An 18,747-nucleotide genomic window follows, 5' to 3' on the forward strand; every position below is an offset into this window, starting at 1 on the left:
GATCCCCGGAGACGGCGGAAGGGTCCCTTCACGCGCTGTGTTGCGCCCGAAGGGACCCTTCCGTGGCCGTCGTGGGGCTAGTCGCGCAGCATCTCCGCGACCAGGAACGCCAACTCCAGCGACTGCTGGGTGTTCAGGCGCGGGTCGCACGCGGTCTCGTAGCGACCGGACAGGTCGACGTCCGAGATGTCCTGTGCGCCGCCGAGGCACTCCGTGACGTTCTCACCGGTGAGTTCGACGTGGATGCCACCCGGGTGGGTGCCGAGGCCGTTGTGGATCTCGAAAAAGCCCTGCACCTCGTCGACGATGCGGTCGAAGTGGCGGGTCTTGTAGCCGGTGGTGGCCTCGTGCGTGTTGCCGTGCATGGGGTCGCACTGCCAGATCACCTGGTGCCCGGTGGCCTGCACCTTCTCGATGATGGGCGGGAGCAGGTCGCGGACCTTCTGGTTGCCCATGCGCGAGATGAGCGTCAAGCGGCCCGGCTTGTTGGTCGGGTCCAGACGCTCGACGTACTCGACGGCCTGCTCCGGCGTGGTGCTCGGACCGATCTTGAGGCCGATCGGGTTCGACACCAGTTCGGCGAACGCGATGTGCGCGCCGTCGAGCTGACGGGTGCGGTCGCCGATCCACAGGAAGTGCGCGGACAGGTCGTACAGCTTGGGGTGATCGTCCGAGTTGTCCAGCCGCAGCATGGCGCGCTCGTAGTCGAGCACGAGGGCCTCGTGGCTGGCGTAGATCGGCGCGGACTGCAGGTTGGGATCGGTCACGCGGCACGCGTTCATGAACCGCAGGCCGCGGTCGATCTCGGCGGCGAGGGCCTCGTAGCGGGCGCCGGCGGGCGACGACGCGACGAATTCGCGGTTCCAGTCGTGGACCTTGTGCAGGTCGGCCATCCCGGAACCGGTGAGCGCGCGAACCAGGTTCATCGCGGCGCTGGCGTTCGCGTAGGCGCGGACCAGGCGCGACGGGTCGTGCACGCGGACGGACTCGTCGGCGACGAGCGAGTTGACCATGTCGCCGCGGTACGACTGCAGGCCCAGCGAGTCGGTGTTCGACGACCGCGGCTTGGCGTACTGGCCGGCGATACGCGCGACCTTGACCACCGGCAGGCTCGCGCCGTAGGTGAGCACGACGGCCATCTGCAGCAGCGTGCGGATGTTGCCCTTGATGTGCGGTTCGGTGTTGTCCGCGAAGGTCTCGGCGCAGTCACCGCCCTGCAGCAGGAAGGCCTCACCGCGCGCCACCTCGGCCAGCTTCTGCGCCAGCGCCTCCACCTCGCTCGCCACCGTGATCGGCGGCACGCTCTCGAGGACGGTGCGCATGGCGGCCGCCTGGTCGGCGGGCCACTGCGGCTGCTGTGCGGCCGGCTTGGCGAGTGCGGCGTCGAGCTGCTCACGCATGGCGGCGGGCAGCGGCGGCAGTTCGGGCAAGCGGTCGATCGGAACGTCGACAGTCCAGTTCACGACTACAGGATATTCGCCTCGCCCGCTCCGAGTGAGCGAAGGCCCCCATTGACAGGGAATCGTTGCACCGGCTGCGGCGCGTGATTCCGCTCACCGAACGGCGCGAAACGCCTCGATCGCCTCGAACTTCGCGAGGTTGTGCCGGGCGTCGGCGAGCGCGTCGTGCGCATCGTCCGGTACCGGCGGCAGCGGCGGGCACCCGTGGTAGTCCCAGTGTTGGCGCAGCTCGCGGGTGTAGCGGGGCATGTTCGACGGCAGTTCCGTCATCGCACCCCACAGCTGGCACAGCGCGACGTGGTCGTATGCCGCGACCCACGCCCACAGTTCGGGTTCGATGCCGGGGCGCGGGACGAGGAACTTCATCAGGTCGTCGCGGATCCGCGCGCGGCTCTTCCACAGCGGCGACGCCGGCGGCGGCAGCTTGGGCAGCACGTTGCGGCGCACCCACTTACCGGCCCGTTCCGGATCGAACTCGGTGGACACGGCGTAGAACTCGCGCCCGTCCTCGCAAACCACACCGATCGAGACGAGCTCGATTGTGCGACCATCCTCGATGAACTCGCAGTCGTAGAAGTAGCGCACGGGGGGAGCCTATGCCCGCGCGCCGGGGCACTCGACACCGCGCCCCCTGTTCGTAGAAGGATGGATTGGTGCGCACCCCTACTGACGACTCGGCCGACTCGGCCGGCAGTCCCCCCACCGAGGGCAGCGACCCTACGAATCAGCCGTCCTGGTGGCGTTCACCGCTCGGCGTGGCCGCGGGGATCGTGATCGTCCTGACCTGCGCGTTCGGTGCCACGTACCACCTCGTCGGGATTCCGGGGCTGCGCGACGTCGGCTTCTACTACCGCATCGACCTGGACGTCTACCGGCTGGGCGGGTCCGTGTTCGCCGACGGCGGCCCGCTGTACGGCTCGATGCCGCCGACGCTGTCGGGCGTGGGCCTGCCGTTCACGTATCCCCCGCTCGCGGCGGTGGTGTTCAGCCCGATGTCGGCGATCTCTCTCGAGGCGGCGGGGATCGTGCTGACCGCGCTGTCGCTCGTGGCGCTGTTCGCGACGCTGGTGCTCACGCTCGCGTCGATCGGTGTCGCGCCGCGCACGACGCTGCTGTGGACGGCGTTGGCCGCCGCCGGGGCCGCGCTGACCCTCGAGCCGGTGTACTCGACGCTCGACTACGGCCAGGTGAACATCCTGCTGATGGTGTTCGTCGCTGCGGACTGCCTGCTGAAGAAGACGCCGTGGCCACGGGGCGTGCTGATCGGGTTCGTCGCCGCGGTCAAGCTCACACCGGCAGTGTTCGTGCTGTTCTTCCTCGTCCGCAAGGACGTCCGCGCCGCGGTGACGACAGGGCTCAGCTTCGTGGCGTTCGGCGCGCTCGGGTTCCTGCTCACGCGGGAGGATTCGTGGCAGTACTGGACCGACACGCTGTTCGATTCCGGGCGGATCGGTGGGCCCGCGTACCCGGCGAACCAGAGCATCACCGGCGTCCTCGCACGCCTCGGTCTGGATCCGTCGCTGCGCAGCGTGCTGTGGCTGGCCCTGAGCGCCGCGGTGCTCGTGCTCGCGGCCGTCGCGATGCATCGCGCCTTCTCGGCCGGCGCGACGGCGCTGGCGCTGTGCGTGAACGCGTTGCTCGGGCTGCTGGTGTCGCCGGTGTCGTGGTCACACCACTGGGTCTGGGTCGCCCCGCTGCTGCTGCTCGTCGGCGTCGAGGCGTACCGACGGCGGAGCATCGTCCTGGGCGCCGGCGTCATGGCCAGTTGGGCGTTGTTCGTGATCGCCCCGCACTGGCGGCTCGGACACGGACGCTGGGAGGGCACCGGCTGGCCGTGGTGGGACCAGTTCCTGGCGTCGGCGTACGTGTGGTGGGCCGTCGCGGTGATCGCGGCCGTGGCCGTGTGCCTCCGACGGCGCGGTGCCGCCGTCGGCAACAACGCCGACGGGCCGGTGAAGCTGTCTCCCGTGGCCTGACGTGTCCTCCGCGGCGGTGTCGCGCCACCAGCAGTACACGTACACCGCGAGCGCGCAGACGAGGGTCACCACGACCCACAGGGTCACCGCGATGTCGACCCACGAGCCGATCGGCGGGTTGCCGGGCAGGATGCCGCGCATCGGGACCACCGCGAACAGCATCGCGGCCATCCACCCGAGCATGTCGGTGTGCACCAGTCGACGACGGCGCGCGGTCTGTATCGCGACGAAGGCCGCGAGCACCGCCAGGACGATCATCATCACCAGCAGGATGAGCGCGTAGACGAGGGTGCCGGCCGATCGGTGCACGCTCACGGCCAGGCCGTTGCCGGTCAGCGCGAGTTCCTCGTCGACGACGACGGGGTCGTAGCTCAGCTGCCACCCCTCGATCCGTTCGTCGAGCACCACCCGGGTGCGGTGGACCTCCACCCCGTCCCCCACCCCGCTGTACGCCTCGACGACGAGCGGTTCGATGCCGAACAGGTCGAACGGCCACTTGCCCGACTGCCCGTCGACGATCAACTGCACGTCGCGCGTGGTGGGGGCGGATCCGGCCGGGAACACCAACTCCGACCGGGCCGTGGTCGGCGACATGTGCAGGCTGATGGGCGCCGCCAGGGTGTCGCCGCGCGGGGTGCGAAAGTTCGTGCCCGGCACGATGCCGACCTCCGCGTCGAGCCGATCGGCGGTGGGATGCATCGCCTTCGGCGTGACGACGACGACCACCTCGTCGTCCGCGACCGATTCTGTCGAATCACCAGCACGTTCGTGGTCGGTCAGCCCGTACACGAGCAGGGATCCGGCGTACAGCGTCACCATCACGGCCGCCACGAACGACCAGAACAGGCGGGGCCGGGTGCGTGCGAACGATACGGCTGACACCACTGGGAAGATACCGGGCGCCGGAGCGCCGGGGCCGCTATCGAGCGAGCGCGTCGGCCACCGAATCCACCGGCGGCGACACCACTTTCGGGTCCCGTCCGCGCAGGACGTCCCGCGCCGCCTTGGGGTACGAGAGCAGTTCGCGGATCGAGTTCTTCACCAGCGTCGACCGTCTGCCACCGGCGCGCCCCGCCCGAACACCGTCGGCGTCGATGCCGGCGTGGCGCGCGAGCGCGACGGTGCGGGGCAGGTGGAACGGCTGGGTGACGACGAGGGCCCGCCGGATCCCGAAGGTCCGGGCGGCGCGGACGCTGGTGTCGTACGTGTCGAGGCCATACGGGTCGGCCACGATCCGGCGCGGGTCCACCCCGGACTCGACGAGGTACCCGGTCATCGCCGCGATCTCGTCTCCGGACCGGCCGCGGGCGTCACCGGAGACGAGCACGACGGACACCGCACCGGCCCGGACGAGGCGGGCGGTGGTGTCGAGGCGGCCGCGGAGGAACTTCATGGGCCGTCCGGCACGTACACGGGCGCCGAGCACGATCGCGACCGGCGCGTCGGGTGCGCCATCCACGTCGTACAGGTGCCCCGCGGCGGTGATCCGGATCCACACGGTGGGCGCGGCGAGAACGACGAACGCCGCCGATCCGGCGAGCAGTGCGCTGCCGCGCAGCGCGCGGCGGCCCGGCCGTGGCACCGCGGGCGTCAGGGCTAGCCGGCCTGGGTGTCGGGCATTCGGGCGACGTCGGCTGCCGACTGGGCCGGGTTCGCGTCCGTTCCCTGGTTCTTCACCGTCGCCGCGTAGATGTCCACGTATTCCTGCCCCGAGAGGCGCATCAGCTTGTACATCACCTCGTCGGTGACGGCGCGCTCGACGAACCGGTTGCCGCCCATGCCCTCGAAGCGGGAGAAGTCGATCGGTTCACCGATGCGGATGGTGACCTTCGCGGGCCTCCACATGCGCGAGCCGATCGGGTTGACCTTGGCGGTGCCGATCATCGCGACAGGGATGACCTTGACGCCGGACTCGAGAGCGAGCCGCGCCATGCCGGTTTTGCCCTTGTACAGGCGACCGTCCGGCGAGCGCGTGCCCTCGGGGTAGATCCCGAGCAGCTTGCCCTGCGACAGGACCCGCAGTCCGGCGTCGAGGGCGTCCTTCGCGGCGGACGCGCCGGTGCGGTCGATCGGCACCTGACCGACGGCGGAGAAGAACCACTTCTGGAAGGCACCCTTGAGACCGGTGCCGGTGAAGTACTCGCTCTTCGCGAGGAACGTGATGCGCCGCGGGCACCGCAGCGGGAGGAAGAAGGAGTCGAGCACCGCCTGGTGATTGCTGGCCAGGATTGCCGGGCCGTCCGCCGGAATGTTCTCGGCGCCTTCGAGTTTCGGCCGACCGAGGAGCCACATCACCGGACCCAACAACACGTACTTAAACAGCCAGTACCACATGGCGTCCTTCCGTCCGAGTGCTCCGCCCCCCTGGCCCGTCCGGGCCCCGACCCGCACTCGCCATGCACAAGACTGTACTCAGCAGTCTCGACCACTGCCACAGGTGGCCGGGTCACGCCCGGTTCCGCGCGGACCCGCGGCCGCGGGTTCGGCTGCCGCGCGCGAAACTAGTTCCGCAACGCCGCCCGAGCCAGATCCGCGGCACCGATCATCCCGGCGGCCTCGCCGAGCAGGGTGTGCCTGATCCGGGCGAGCGGACGGTGTCCGGAACCGGTGACGAGCCGCGCATAGTGCTCGCGGGCGTCGTCGAGGAACAGCGGCGCGGAGCTGCCGACGCCGCCGCAGATCACGATGAGGTCGGGGTCGAAGACGTCCGAGACCGTTGCCAGGCCCACCCCGAGCCACTTCGCGAAATCGGCAAACGTGGCCACCGCCAACGTGTCCCCGTCGGACGCGGCCACCGCGATCCGGCGGCCGGTCAGTGCGCCGGGATCGACCGCGACGTCCCGGGCCAGGACCGTCGACGCCGACGGATCCGCCGCGAGCAACTCCAGCGCCGTGTCGACCAGGGCTGTCCCGCTGCAGTACCGCTCCCAGCAGCCACGCTTGCCGCACGCGCAGGCGCGGCCGTCCGGGACCACCTGGAGGTGCCCCAGTTCCGGCGCCACGCCGAAGCTCCCGCGGTAGAGGTGGCCGTCGATCAGCAGGGCCGCCCCGATCCCGGTACCGATCGCGACGACCACGACGTTGCGCCCGCCCGCGGCCGCACCGAAACGCCATTCCGCCCACGCCGCAGCGTTCGCGTCGTGCTCGAGGACGACCGGCAGGCCGAGTCGGTTCCCGAGGCTGCGCGCAACGGGTGCGTCGACCCACGGCAGGTGCGGGGCGAACCGGACCGTCGTGCGGTCGGAGTCGAGGAACCCCGCCACCGCGAGGCCGACCGCCGCGATGTCGTGGCGGCCCGCGAGTTCCCGGACGGCCCGGTCGATGCCGTGTTCGAGGGCGTTCTCGGAGTGCGGCGTCGGAACGTGTGTCGTGTCGAGCACCTCACCGTCACCGTCGACGACGGATGCCCGGATGCTCGTTCCTCCGACGTCGACACCCACGGTGAGAAGTTCGGCGCTGTCCACCTCGCTGATTGTGCCGACTCGGACGCAGAGGCGGTACGCCGGGTACCGCCTATCTCGGCCCGGGGTCCTTGATCGTCACGTCGATCGGCACGAACGCCGACGTCGGCGCCGACGCGGTCGACGACTCCCCCGCGCCCTGGTCCGCTGCGCGGTCGTGGGCGTCGAGCGCCTCGCGCAGCGCCGCCAGCAACGTCGACGCCTGCCCCGCGAGCAGCGTCACGAGGTCGTGCTGTTCGCCGCGGATGAGCGCCGCCAGCGCGCACAGCGGGCACCACGAGCAGGTGCTACAGGTGGCCGCGCCGCCGTCGCCGGCCTCCTCCGCGCGCACCGGCGCGGCAACCTTCTGCAGGATCGGTTCGAGCCGTTCCAGGACGGTTTCCGCGAGCGCCCGCAGTTCCGCGGTGAGTTCGGCGTGCTCTCCGGTCACTGCGGCCACACCGCCGGGTCGGGGACGAACCTCACCACCAGGTCGGACCCGTCGAAGTCCGCGCCCTGCACGATGCACCGGCGCAGCACCGACGCCAGGCGCACACGACGACGTCTGCCGTCCGCCCCCACCAGCAAGTCGTCCTCCACTCGTCCCAACGTCAAGGTCCCGGGGTCGACGAGCGGCAAGTGCATTCGCATCGCGTACACCGATTCCAGGTCGCCCGAACCGGATTCGAGCGCGACCCGCACCGGTGTGCTGTCGCTTCGGGACTCCTCCGACGGATCGACAGCGTCGCCGGCCGAGTAGACCGCGCGCCCCAGTCCGTCGAGGGCATCCCACCCTATCGGCTCGGCGGCCAGATGGGCGGCCGAGAGGACCGCGGCCGTGTCCGCCGACGCCCGGACGGCGGCGACGGCGTCCTGCTGTGCGGTACGGCGCGCGGCGTACCAATTCGCGACGCCACCCGCTTCCCCACCCGAATCGAGTTGCGGCAGAATCTTGTTCACGACGATCGCATCGACGCGCAGACCCGCGAGCGCGGCGGCGGACAGGACGCGCCGGGTCTCGGCGAGACTGACGCGTTCGGCCGACGTCACCACCCGCACCGCGGTCCGGGACCGGTCGGACAGCAGCGCCGAGACCGCCGCGGTCGCGTCGAGGATCCGGTCGAGCATCGCGACCGCGAAGGCCAGGCGCGTGTCCGCCGACGACCCGGCCGTCGCCGCCGTGATGCGCCGGTGTTGCGGCCATACCCGTTCGACGTACCCGGACACCGTTTCCGGGAGCGCCAGCGTCCGCAGCGCATCCGCCGTGGGCGGGCAGTCCACCACGACGACGTCCCAGCGTCCCTCCGCGGCGAGCCGAACGATCTCGCCGAGGCCGAGCAACTCCTCGACGCCGGGCAGCCCGGTCAGTTCCTCCGGGGCGAGATCGCCGATCTGGGCACCGTGATCGTGGGACCCGCCGAGCGCGAGCACCGCGACGAGCCCGCGGTAGCGCTCCTCGAGGAGCGCGAGCGTGTCGATCTCGACGGCGTCGAGCCCGGCCGCCACCGGGGTCTCGTGTCCGCGGCCGACGGGCCGGTCGAGCACGTCCGCCAGCGAGTGCGCCTGGTCGAGCGATGCGAGGAGCACCTTCCGCCCCGTGCCGGCGAGCGCGACGGCCGTCGCGGCGGCCATCGTCGTCCGTCCGGTCCCGCCCTTGCCGAGAAACAGCCGGACCTGGGCACCGCCGCGGCCGGATTCGGCGGCGCTCAGCCCTCCACCCGCTTCTTGAGCTCCTTGAGCGCGGTGTCGGTGATGACCTTCTCCGCCTTGCGCTTGAACAAGCCGATCATCGGGATGGTGAGGTCCACGGTCAGCTCGTACGTGACGCGCGTCCCGACGTTCTCCGGTTCGAGCGTGTACGAGCCGAACTGGGCCTTCTGGATCTCACCGGAGACCAGCTCCCAGCTGACCGACAGCCCGTCGGGCGCCCAGCGGTAGCGCAACACGTACGTGTCCTTGACCATGCCGGCGTCGAGCACGAACCGGACCTGTTCCGCCCGGCCGTCGGGCCCGGACGCGAGGACCTCGACGGACTTCGCCGCCTCCACCCATGCCGGGTAGGAGTCGAAGTCGGCGATCACACCCATGATCTGCTCGGCGGGTGCGTCGATGGTGATCGACCGCTTGGTCTTCTCGGCCATGCCTCGGACGCTTCCTTTCAGAACGGCTCACAGCGACTGGAGGGACGCACCACGCGTCTCACCGCACGTTCATCTCACACGATTGCCGAGCGGGTGCACAATTCCCTACGCGGGTGGCTCGCCCGCAGGTCGCCCGGCCTCGAGGTGCCGCTTGAGTTCGAAGGTCATCTCCTTGCCGGCGAGGCGCCGCGCGTGGTTCATCCCCGCGAGGTCGAGCGACGCCAGTCCCTCCGGGCTCACACCGGTCGGCTCCGCGTGCAGGAAGTAGTGGACGATGGTGCCGTCCATCACCGGCTCGAGCCACACCTCCATCGTCCCGGTGAGCGGTCCTGCGACGGTCCATCGGACGCCCTTCTCGGCCCGGTCCTCGCGCACGTCGAGAACGAGATCCGGCCACCACGCGCGCCAACGCGCGGGCACGGACACGCGGGCAGCCACCTTCTCCGGGGCTGCTGCTACGAAAGTCTGGTCGGCGACCTGAATGCTGCTCACTCTCACAGCTTCACACACGGCCGTCACGGTCCGTGATCTGGACTACACCTGGACGGATGCCCATCTGGCAAGCCGCAGGTAGGTGGCAGTGCCGCACGTCACGCTGCGCCGGTCTATCGTGATGACCAGCAAACCCTACTCGTCAGTATCTGCAGTGTCGGAGGTCGTCGTGCCCGAGTTCAGCGTTCCTGCCACGTTCACCATCCCGGAGGACGCATCCGCGGTCGACTCCGTCTTCACCTACGCGGATACGAAGCCCGGGCACATCGTGTACCGGCGCCTCGTGAACGGCTCCTGGGTGAACGTCACCGCCCGCGAGTTCGCCGACCAGGTCACCGCGGTCGCCAAGGGACTGATCGCGCGCGGCGTCCAGCCCGGCGACCGGGTCGCGCTGATGTCCGCCACGCGCTACGAATGGCCGCTGCTCGACTACGCGATCTGGGCGGCGGGCGGCGTCACGGTGCCGATCTACGAGACCTCGGCGGCCGAGCAGGTGCGGTGGATCCTCGAGGACTCCGGAGCCATCGTCCTGGTTGTCGAGACCGACAAGCACTCGAAGACCGTCGCCGAGGTCGCCGCGGCCGCACCGGATCTGCGCGCGGTGCTCCAGATCGAGCCCGCCCCGGGGAACGAGGGCGCGGTGGCGATCTTCACCGCGGACGGAGCCGACGTCGCGGACGACGAGGTGCGGGCGCGGGTGAAGGCGCTGAAGGCGAGCGACCCCGCAACCCTGATCTACACCTCGGGAACCACAGGACGACCCAAGGGCTGCCAGCTCACGCACTCGAACCTCATCGCCGAGTCGAAGGGCATCGTCGTGTCCAACCTCGGCGAGCTGCTCACGTCGCCGGGCGTGAGCACCCTGATGTTCCTGCCGCTCGCGCACGTGCTCGCCCGCGCGGTCAGCATCGCCGCGTTCGATGCGGGCGCGACGCTCGGCCACACCAGCGACATCCCGAACCTCGTCCCGACGTTCGGCGAGTTCAAGCCGGACTTCATCCTGTCGGTGCCGCGCGTGTTCGAGAAGGTGTACAACACCGCGCGGCAGAAGGCACACAACGAGGGCAAGGGCAAGATCTTCGACGCCGCCGCGAGTACCGCGGTCGCGTGGAGTGAGGCGAAGGACAACGGCGGACCAGGCCTGGTGCTCAATCTCAAGCACGCCGTCTTCGACAAGCTCGTCTACTCCAAGCTGCGCGCCGCGCTCGGCGGCAAGTGCCAGCTCGCGATCTCCGGCGGCGCACCCCTCGGTGCCCGTCTCGGCCACTTCTTCCGCGGCATCGGCGTCACGATCTACGAGGGCTACGGCCTGACCGAGACCACGGCCGCGTTCGCCGTCAACACGATCGGCAACCAGAAGGTCGGTTCCGTCGGAAAGCCGTTGGCCGGCAACTCCGTCCGCATCGCGGAGGACGGCGAGATCATGCTGCGCGGCCCGGTCGTCTTCACCGGCTACTGGCGCAACGAGGCGGCCACCGCGGAGGCCATCGAGGACGGCTGGTTCCACACCGGCGACCTCGGCACCGTCGACTCCGACGGCTACATCACCATCACCGGCCGCAAGAAGGAGATCATCGTCACCGCGGGCGGCAAGAACGTCGCCCCGGCCCAGCTCGAGGACCACCTGCGCGCCCACCCGCTCATCAGCCAGGCGATCGTGGTCGGCGACCAGAAGCCGTTCATCGGCGCGCTCATCACGATCGACGCCGAGGCACTGCCCGGCTGGAACGAGCGCAACGGCAAGCCGGCCGGGACCACGGTCGCGGAACTGCTGGCGGACGCCGACCTCACCGCCGAGATCGACGCGGCCATCGCCGAGGCCAACAAGCTCGTCTCGCACGCCGAGGCCATCAAGAAGTACCGCATCCTGCCGGTGGACTTCACCGAGGAGACCGGCGAGCTCACCCCGACGCTGAAGCTCAAGCGCAACGTCGTGCACCAGAGCTTCGCGGACGACATCGAGCAGATCTACAGCAAGTAGTCCGCCCCCGCCGAAGCCGGCGCGACGCGAGCGCCCGCGGTCCGAAAGGATCGCGGGCGCTGCGCGTTTCAGGCCAGGAGGTTGCGGAGCTTCGCCCCCAGCACATCCCATCGCCAGTGGGCCTTCACCCATTCGCGGCCGGCGGCCCCCATCGCGGCGGCCCGCCCCCGGTCGGACAGCACGGTGATCACCGACTGCGCAACCGCGTCGACCGACGTCCCGTCCACCACGAGCCCGGTCTCGTGCTCGACCACCGTTTCCGGCGCTCCCCCGGACCGCCCGGCGATCACCGGCACCCCGGTCGCCGACGCCTCGAGGTAGACGATGCCGAGCCCCTCGACGTCCAGGCCCGCGCCCCGCGTCCGGCACGGCATCGCGAACACGTCCGCGATCGTGTGGTGCGCGGCCAGTTCTGCGGCCGGCACTCCACCGGTGAACACGACATGGTCGCCGACACCCCATTCGTGGGCGAGTGCCTGCAGGCGTTCGGCGTACGGGCCGCCACCGACGATCACCAGCACCGCGCCGTCGATGCTGCGGCGGATCGCGGGCAGCGCCCGGATCAGCTGGTCCTGCCCCTTGCGGGGCACGAGTCGCGACAGGCACAGGATCGTCGGGCGGTCGCCGAGACCGTAGCGGGCGCGCAACTCGGCCCGTGCCGCCGGGTCGGGACGGAACACGTCCGTGTCGACGCCGGACGGAAGGTGCTCGAGCGCCGCATGCGGCCCGAACGCCGACGCGAACCTGCCGCGCGTGTACTTGCTGACGTACGTGACGGCGTCGGTGTGCTCACCGATGCGCCGCAGGGCCTGCCGCGCGCCGGGCAGCATCGACCAGCCCACCTCGTGGCCGTGCGTCGACGCGAGCACCCGTCGGGCGCCCGCCCGACGGACCGTGGGCGCCAGCAGCGCCAGCGGTGCGGCGGCGCCGAACCACACGCTGTCGCACTCGTACTTCTCGACGAGCTTCGCGGCACGGCGGGCGACGAACGGGGTCGGCACCATCAGAGTCGTCGGGTGCCGGACCACCTCGTAGTGTTGCTCGGCGTCGAAGCGGATGTGACTGTCACCGCGCCAACGCGGCGCGTAGACCACCAGCTCTTCGGCGGGCAGCTGGGCGGCAAAGGTCTGGAGATACGACTGGATTCCACCGGGCCGTGGTGGAAAATCGTTCGTCACCAACAAAGTTCGACGCATGTGTCCACCGTATGTGCCGGAGCCGCCACGCCGGGAGCCAGGGTCACGCGAGCTGCTTCTCGACCCAGACGCCCCACGCCTGCACCAGTTCGTCGGCGCCGATCCCCAACGCGTCGTGGATCCGGCCGTCGAGCTGGTCCGTGGTGGCCTTTCCCTTCGCCAGCTCCCGGTACAGGGAGTCCAGCCTCTCCTCGCCGTACTCGCTGGCGACGAAAGCCGCCAGCGACCAGGAGGATTCGTACGCTCGGCGGGCGGTGTCGCCCCCGGCCCCGAAGTCCGCGTCCGCGGGCAGGGACGACGGCGGACCGTTCTCGGTCACCGCCGCCGACAGGGTCGGCGCCAGGGCGCCGAACGTCGCCTCGATGCCCCGGTACCCGACGTAGTCGGCGTAGCCCTCGAGGATCCACAGCGGCGACCCGTCGGACGTGACCGCGCGCGCCGCCACGTGCGTCAACTCGTGCCGCAGCACCGACACACGGGTGAGGTCCGTCAGCCGGTCGGCCGACCCGGGGCTGAACACGATCCGCTGACCGGACGCGGTCCGCGACCGCTGGTCGACCGCGTCCGACACGGACACCGCGGCGATGTCGGCCCCGCTGTGCGCGGCACCGACGAGCGACGCGAACTCCTCCTGGGACCCGGCGACCAGCACGACCGCCCGACGGGACCAGTCCTGCCCCCACACGTCGGTGACGTGAGCGACGGCCTCCCCGAGGTCGTCGGCGAGGCGGTCCACCATCGCCGACTGCGCCGGGTGCCCGAGGACGATCGACGACCGACCCTCCACCCCCTCCACGGTACGCACGATAACCGGACCGAAATCCCAAGGCCCCCGCCATGTTTCACGATCCGATCCGGGTACGCCGGAGTCGCTGACGAGCTTCCACTCGTCCCCGCGGCGCGCCAGCAGGAGCGCGACGGGCTTGCGCGTCGGCTGGGCGTCGGCACCGGCGATCGCGTACCGGAAGTAGACCGTCGGTGCCCACACGTCCGACGCACCGAGTTCGTCGGCCACGCCGGACGGAACCGGGGACTCGGGGTCGAGCCCGATGTCGTAGCCGAATTCGGAGAACGGCACCTGCGACGCGTTGTTCGCACGCCGGATCTCCGCGTCCAGGAACCCCGGCGCCGCAGCGGGATCGAACAGCCCCGGTAGCGCCGCGGTGTCACCGGAGCGCACCGCGCGCGCCCACTCGTCGAGCACGGCCTGCGCCCCCGCCCGTCGCCCGTCCTCGTAGGGGTTGGCGACCGGCGACGCGCCACGGACGTCGGGCACGTCGCCCTCGTGATCGAACGCCGTCAGCGACAGGACGAGCGCGACGGCGATGCCGAGGCCCGCGAGCCCCACCCACTCCCAGCCCCGCACACGCCGCTTCGGCGGGGGGCTCGAGGTGTGATCGTCAGCGGGCACGTCCGAAAGTGTAGGAGTCGAATACGCGAATGGACCCGATACCCCTGGATATCGGGTCCATTCGCGGACCGTGTATCGGACTGTCGCCGACGAATCAGTAGCGACGCGCCCCGTAGAACGGCATCGATGCCATCGAATCGACCTTCACGGGCGTGCCGTACGTCGACGCGTGCAGGACGTTGCCGTCGCCGGCGTAGATGCCGACGTGGGACGCGTCGTTGTAGAACAGCACCACATCACCGGGCTGCAGAGCGCTCCGGTCGACCGGGATGCCGCCCTCCGCCTGCGCCTGACTCGACCGCGGCAGCGTCTTGCCGATCTGCTGATACGACCACACGACCAGACCCGAGCAGTCGTAGGCGTCGGGTCCTGTCGCGCCCCAGCTGTAGGGCTTGCCCACCTGGGTGAGGCCGGCCTGCAGCGCCGCCGATCCGGATCCGGGAGTCAGCCCCGCCAGGATGCGACCGGCGTCGAACCCGGAGGGGAACGACGTGCCCGCGAGCTGCGCCCGCTCGGCACCGGTGAGCCGGTCGTACGCCGCGGTGACCGAGTCGATCTGCTTCTGCAGTTCGCTCTGCTTGTTCTGCAGCTCGTCGCTCACAACCTTGGCCTGCTCCGTGGCCGCGCGCGCGGCGTCCGCCGACACCCGCGACGCCTCCGCGGCCGCCTCGGCGTCGGTCGCGGCCTGCTTGAACTGCGCGACCGCCTTCGAGGTCTCGTTCGAGATCGCGTCGAGCGCCGACATCTGGTCCAGGAGTTGCTGCGGCGAGTCGCTGACCATCACCGCGAACAACCGGTTGGTGCGGGCGCCCTGGTAGCTCGCGGCCGCCAGCTTGCTCACGGTGGGCCGGAACTGATCCATCCGGGCCTGCGCGGCGGCGAGGGCGTCGCGGTCACCCGCAAGGCGGGCCTCGGCGTCGCGCTGCACGGCCTGCTTGCCGTCCAGGTCGATCTGCGCGTTGTGCAGCGCCTCGGTGGTCTGTTCGGATTCGCGGGACAGCTCGGCGAGCCGCTCCAATGCCTCGGTCGGGTTGTTCACGACGGGGTCTGCGCCGGCCGAGGCGGCGGGCAGTCCGACGAGGGTCAGGGAGAGGACTCCCGTCGCCAGGGCAGTACACATCGAGCGCTTCATCTTCTGCGAGGGCACAGCAGCGCGACTCTCCGTTTCTGGATTCGTCTCCACCGCACAGACCGGCGATGGCTTCCGCAAGGTCTCGAACAGGTTACGGAACGGCATATGTCCGTGTCTACCTGAGAGTAGGACAATTCGTGCATGTCGTGAATGCCACAAACCAGTCGTTACGGACACCCGTGAAATGCACGCGGGGCGGCCCCGACCGAAGTCGGAACCGCCCCGCCTGTAAGTAGTCCTAGCGCATCACGCGTAACGACGCGCGCCGTCGAACGGCATCGACGACACCGGCGCCAGCTTCACGGGCTGACCCGCGGTCGACGCGTGGATGACGTTGCCGTTACCGGCGTAGATGCCCGAGTGGCTGCCGCCGTAGAACGAGATGACGTCGCCGACCTGGAGGGCGTCGCGCGAGACCGGCACGCCCGCGACGGCCTGGTCGTAGCTCGTGCGCGGCAGGTTCAGTCCGGCCTGCTTGTAGGCCCACTGCACCAGACCCGAGCAGTCGAACGCATCCGGGCCGGCCGCGCCGTACACGTAGGGAGCGCCGAGCTTGCTCTCGGCGGCCTTGAAAGCCTTCTCGCCCATGCTGATCACGGGGGCGGGTGCGGCGACCGGCGCAGGCAGGGCGGCGGCACTGCCCGTACCGATGCCCTGCGTGACGGACGCGATCGCGGCGTCGACCTGAGCCTGCGTGACACCGGGAACCTCGACGGTGCCGACACCCGGGACGTTGATCGGGTCGGCCAGCGCCGGCGCTGCGGTGACCGTGACTGCTCCGACGGCAAGTGCGCCGGCAACGGCTGCGCGTCGCGCGGAACGCTTGAAAGTAGATGACGCCACGAGAAAGAGATCTCCGTTTCTTCCGTTCGTCCGCCGACCGAGTTAGCTGACGGGTTCGGGCTGGGAAGATCAGCCCTACCCGCCGACACCGCAGAGCGGCTTCGACGGGATTCACCCCAGAGAAAACTTGGGTTCCCGGCACGTCGCCTCCGGAGAGGCTTCGATTAGGCGGGCCCAGCGATGCCGCTCCGGGTGGGGCGGCAGACTCCGCTAGGTCTCGAGAAGATTACGAAAGCGCATCCGTGATGTCGATTCGAACGCGCGGAATTCGCCGCTTTGGTCCGTTTTGTCCGCCGTCGACGTGAGCCGGACCGCACGAGATCACAGCCGGATAACGACCGGTTGGACTTCCCCGCGATTCGCGGCGCCGTGCCGGCACCCCGGCGGTCGGCGCCCGACCGACACCGCGCGGTGTCGTCACTGGTCACCACCGCTTCCGCGCGCGCGGCCGGTACGGGTCCACCGCTCGGACGGAGCCCGATCCGGGTCCCGCGGAAGCTGCCGAAACCGCTCTCGCACAACGGAGATCGTCACGCGTGCGCACGACGGCCGAAACCGCGAAATGTGACGCTCGTCTCTTCTCCCCGGAACGGGGTACAAAGTCCCTGTCGGTAGCCGGCCCTAGTGTCTCCGAACGTGAGTTCACCGCGCACCGCCCGCTCGACCGACGACGGTCAACTGACCTTCGACGAACTGGACGCCCCGCTGCGCGACACCACTTTCGTGATCGTCGACCTCGAGACCACCGGCGGCAGCGCCGAGACGGACGCCATCACCGAGATCGGGGCGGTCAAGGTCCGGGGCGGCGAGATCCTCGGCGAACTGGGCACCCTCGTCGACCCTGGACGCGCGATACCGCCGTACATCGTGGAGATCACCGGAATCACGACCGCGATGGTGCGCGGGGCCCCGCGCATCGACTCCGTCCTGCCGGCGTTCCTCGAGTTCGCGCGCGGGTCGGTGCTGGTCGCGCACAACGCCGGATTCGACGTCGGCTTCCTCAAGGCCGCGGCCGCACGCGCCGGAATCCCCTGGCCCCGCTTCCAGGTGCTCTGCACCGTCAAACTCGCCCGCCGGGTCCTCAGTCGGGACGAGGCGCCCTCGGTGAAGCTGTCGGCGTTGGCATCGCTCTTCGGCGCCGACACCACGCCGACGCACCGCGCCCTCGACGACGCGCGGGCCACCGTCGACGTCCTCCACGCCCTGATCGGCCGCGTCGGAAACCAGGGCGTGCAGAGCCTGCCGGAACTCCTCGACTACCTGCCGCGGGTGTCGTCGGAGCAGCGCGCCAAGCGCACGCTCGCGAGCCATCTGCCCCGCACCCCCGGTGTCTATCTCTTCCGCGGACCGTCCGACGAGGTCCTCTATGTCGGTACGGCCGTCGATCTGCACCGACGCGTCCGCACCTACTTCACCGGCTCGGAGACGCGCGGGCGGATGAAGGAGATGGTCGCGCTGGCCACCCGGATCGACCACGTCGAGTGCGCCCACTCGCTCGAGGCCGGGGTCCGCGAATTGCGCCTGCTCCGGGCGCACGTGCCGCCCTACAACCGGCGATCGAAGTTCCCCATGCGCGGCTGGTGGGTCACGCTCACCGCGGAGGCGTTTCCCCGGTTCTCCGTGGTCCGCACGCCGACCGCCGACGCGCTGGGACCGTTCCGGTCCCGGACCGACGCGACCGACGCCGCACAGACGGCCGCCGAGGTCTGCGGCGTCCGCACGTGCACGACGCGAATCCCCAAGGGGCACCGGCACGGCCCGAAGTGCCCGCCGCGCGATCTCGGGGGGTGTCCCGCGGTCGCCGACGACGAGGACGGGTACCGCGTCGCGCCGGAACTGGTGCGGGCACTGGTCCGGGGCGAGGACGACGCCCCACTCCGCCGCCTGCGATCGCGCATCGAAGAGCTCGCCGCGAACGAACTGTTCGAGAGCGCGGCCCGGTTGCGCGACCGCACCGCCGCGCTCGGACTGGCGCTGCGCCGTATGCAGCGCCTGGCGGCGCTGGCCGCGGTCGACGAGTTGATCGCCGCCCGCCCGGCAGCCGAGGGCGGCTGGGAGTTCGCCGTCGTCCGTTCCGGGCGCCTGGCGGCGGCGGGCGTCGCCCGGCGCGGAGTCGCACCCATGCCGGTCGTCGAGGCCCTCGTCGCGTCCGCAGAGACCGTTCTCCCCGACGAGACACCGCTACGCGGGGCCTCCCCCGAAGAACTGGGACTCGTCGCCCGGTGGCTCGAGGGCGACGGCGTGCGGATCGTGCGGACCAGCCACGGGTACTGCGAACCCGTCCACGGAGCCGGATCGTGGGAGGAATGGTGCACGCTCGCCCGGGCCGCGCAACCGCCTACTGTGTTGGTCGAACGTCAGCACAGTTAAGGAGCGACATGATCAACGCCATCGTCCTGATCCACGCCGAGGCCGACCGGATCCCGGAGACCGCGCAGGCGGTGGCCGACCTCGACGGCGTGGCCGAGGTCTACTCGTGTGCAGGCGACATCGACCTGATCGCAATCGTGAAGGTCCGTGACCACGCGCAGATCGCGGAGGTCGTCACCGAACGCATCAACAAGGTGCAGGGCGTCCTCAAGACCGCCACCCACATCGCGTTCCAGTCGTACTCGAGCGCGGACGTCGAGGCGGCGTTCTCGATCGGCGAATAGGTCCACCCCCGCCGGGCGTCG

General features: G+C 70.3%; 17 protein-coding genes, 1 pseudogene and 1 riboswitch. Of the genes and pseudogenes, 4 read left to right on the forward strand and 14 right to left on the reverse strand.

Translation table 11 applies throughout. From position 1 onward, the window contains the following. Positions 1-77: 77 nt before the first annotated feature. Together ABTV10_RS15070 and ABTV10_RS15075 are read right to left on the reverse strand one after the other, a co-directional pair. Positions 78-1,463, reverse strand: coding sequence for a class II 3-deoxy-7-phosphoheptulonate synthase (locus tag ABTV10_RS15070; RefSeq protein ID WP_499028162.1), 1,386 nt, complete (start codon positions 1,461-1,463; stop codon positions 78-80). A gap of 90 nt (positions 1,464-1,553) precedes the next feature. Beyond that, positions 1,554-2,045: a polyadenylate-specific 3'-exoribonuclease AS gene (locus ABTV10_RS15075; protein ID WP_433605097.1), complete on the reverse strand. Its 492-nt coding sequence runs from the start codon at positions 2,043-2,045 to the stop codon at positions 1,554-1,556. Positions 2,046-2,380: 335 nt separating this feature from the next. Here ABTV10_RS15075 and ABTV10_RS15080 point away from each other — a divergent pair. After that, positions 2,381-3,106, forward strand: a pseudogene (locus ABTV10_RS15080) (glycosyltransferase family 87 protein); the annotation flags it as partial. 21 nt (positions 3,107-3,127) lie between these two features. Here ABTV10_RS15080 and ABTV10_RS15085 read toward each other — a convergent pair. From ABTV10_RS15085 to ABTV10_RS15120, 8 genes are all read right to left on the reverse strand, one after another. Next, the gene (locus tag ABTV10_RS15085) at positions 3,128-4,318 is read right to left on the reverse strand and encodes a DUF8686 domain-containing protein (RefSeq protein WP_499028163.1); all 1,191 of its coding nucleotides are present in this window, start codon (positions 4,316-4,318) and stop codon (positions 3,128-3,130) included. Positions 4,319-4,355: 37 nt separating this feature from the next. Continuing rightward, positions 4,356-5,018: a SanA/YdcF family protein gene (locus ABTV10_RS15090; RefSeq protein WP_499028164.1), complete on the reverse strand. Its 663-nt coding sequence runs from the start codon at positions 5,016-5,018 to the stop codon at positions 4,356-4,358. Between the two features lie 14 nt (positions 5,019-5,032). After that, positions 5,033-5,770: a lysophospholipid acyltransferase family protein gene (locus ABTV10_RS15095; RefSeq protein ID WP_499028166.1), complete on the reverse strand. Its 738-nt coding sequence runs from the start codon at positions 5,768-5,770 to the stop codon at positions 5,033-5,035. A gap of 167 nt (positions 5,771-5,937) precedes the next feature. Continuing rightward, positions 5,938-6,900 carry an ROK family protein gene (locus ABTV10_RS15100; RefSeq protein ID WP_499028167.1) on the reverse strand — a complete coding sequence of 321 codons (963 nt, stop codon included), beginning with the start codon at positions 6,898-6,900 and terminating at the stop codon, positions 5,938-5,940. 49 nt (positions 6,901-6,949) lie between these two features. Continuing rightward, the gene (locus tag ABTV10_RS15105; RefSeq protein WP_499028168.1) at positions 6,950-7,327 is read right to left on the reverse strand and encodes a hypothetical protein; all 378 of its coding nucleotides are present in this window, start codon (positions 7,325-7,327) and stop codon (positions 6,950-6,952) included. Beyond that, a complete protein-coding gene (locus ABTV10_RS15110) occupies positions 7,324-8,586 on the reverse strand; it encodes an ArsA family ATPase (RefSeq protein WP_499035187.1) in 1,263 nt (420 codons plus the stop codon). The genes ABTV10_RS15105 and ABTV10_RS15110 overlap by 4 nt, the downstream gene beginning before the upstream one ends. Beyond that, a complete protein-coding gene (locus ABTV10_RS15115; protein WP_433605109.1) occupies positions 8,583-9,017 on the reverse strand; it encodes an SRPBCC family protein in 435 nt (144 codons plus the stop codon). Before ABTV10_RS15115 ends, ABTV10_RS15110 begins: the two co-directional genes overlap by 4 nt. A 105-nt stretch (positions 9,018-9,122) precedes the next feature. After that, entirely contained in the window at positions 9,123-9,509 is a 387-nt protein-coding gene (locus ABTV10_RS15120) for a polyketide cyclase / dehydrase and lipid transport (RefSeq protein ID WP_433605111.1), read from the reverse strand. A gap of 169 nt (positions 9,510-9,678) precedes the next feature. On the opposite strand from ABTV10_RS15120, the gene ABTV10_RS15125 reads away from it, so the two are divergent. After that, the gene (locus ABTV10_RS15125; protein WP_499028170.1) at positions 9,679-11,490 is read left to right on the forward strand and encodes an AMP-dependent synthetase/ligase; all 1,812 of its coding nucleotides are present in this window, start codon (positions 9,679-9,681) and stop codon (positions 11,488-11,490) included. A gap of 68 nt (positions 11,491-11,558) precedes the next feature. Here ABTV10_RS15125 and ABTV10_RS15130 read toward each other — a convergent pair whose 3' ends face one another. From ABTV10_RS15130 to ABTV10_RS15145, 4 genes are all read right to left on the reverse strand, one after another. Further along, on the reverse strand, positions 11,559-12,686 hold the full coding sequence (locus tag ABTV10_RS15130; protein WP_499028173.1) for a glycosyltransferase family 4 protein: 1,128 nt from the start codon (positions 12,684-12,686) through the stop codon (positions 11,559-11,561). Positions 12,687-12,729: 43 nt separating this feature from the next. After that, complete coding sequence (locus ABTV10_RS15135; RefSeq protein ID WP_499028174.1) at positions 12,730-14,097, reverse strand: peptidase MA family metallohydrolase; 1,368 nt, start codon at positions 14,095-14,097, stop codon at positions 12,730-12,732. Between the two features lie 94 nt (positions 14,098-14,191). Further along, a complete protein-coding gene (locus ABTV10_RS15140; RefSeq protein ID WP_499028175.1) occupies positions 14,192-15,217 on the reverse strand; it encodes an NlpC/P60 family protein in 1,026 nt (341 codons plus the stop codon). 258 nt (positions 15,218-15,475) lie between these two features. Continuing rightward, the gene (locus tag ABTV10_RS15145; protein ID WP_499028177.1) at positions 15,476-16,072 is read right to left on the reverse strand and encodes a C40 family peptidase; all 597 of its coding nucleotides are present in this window, start codon (positions 16,070-16,072) and stop codon (positions 15,476-15,478) included. A 15-nt stretch (positions 16,073-16,087) separates the two neighbouring features. Beyond that, a riboswitch (cyclic di-AMP (ydaO/yuaA leader) is annotated at positions 16,088-16,253 on the reverse strand. Positions 16,254-16,708: 455 nt separating this feature from the next. Here ABTV10_RS15145 and ABTV10_RS15150 point away from each other — a divergent pair. Together ABTV10_RS15150 and ABTV10_RS15155 are read left to right on the forward strand one after the other, a co-directional pair. Beyond that, positions 16,709-18,442, forward strand: coding sequence for a DEDD exonuclease domain-containing protein (locus ABTV10_RS15150; protein ID WP_499028178.1), 1,734 nt, complete (start codon positions 16,709-16,711; stop codon positions 18,440-18,442). A gap of 8 nt (positions 18,443-18,450) precedes the next feature. After that, positions 18,451-18,726: an Lrp/AsnC family transcriptional regulator gene (locus ABTV10_RS15155; protein WP_433605125.1), complete on the forward strand. Its 276-nt coding sequence runs from the start codon at positions 18,451-18,453 to the stop codon at positions 18,724-18,726. Positions 18,727-18,747 lie beyond the last annotated feature (21 nt).

It is taken from the genome of Paraburkholderia sp. RHO2 (genome assembly GCF_050955445.1).
In the GTDB taxonomy this organism is placed as follows: Bacteria; Actinomycetota; Actinomycetes; order Mycobacteriales; family Mycobacteriaceae; genus Prescottella; species Prescottella agglutinans_A.

Bases quoted from the DNA above. Each gene is read 5' to 3' on its own strand.
- ABTV10_RS15115 (WP_433605109.1), bottom strand. From the start codon at position 9,017: ATGGCCGAGAAGACCAAGCGGTCGATCACCATCGACGCACCCGCCGAG.
- ABTV10_RS15130 (WP_499028173.1), bottom strand. From the start codon at position 12,686: ATGCGTCGAACTTTGTTGGTGACGAACGATTTTCCACCACGGCCCGGT.
- ABTV10_RS15155 (WP_433605125.1), top strand. From the start codon at position 18,451: ATGATCAACGCCATCGTCCTGATCCACGCCGAGGCCGACCGGATCCCG.
- ABTV10_RS15095 (WP_499028166.1), bottom strand. From the start codon at position 5,770: ATGTGGTACTGGCTGTTTAAGTACGTGTTGTTGGGTCCGGTGATGTGG.
- ABTV10_RS15140 (WP_499028175.1), bottom strand. From the start codon at position 15,217: ATGTGTACTGCCCTGGCGACGGGAGTCCTCTCCCTGACCCTCGTCGGA.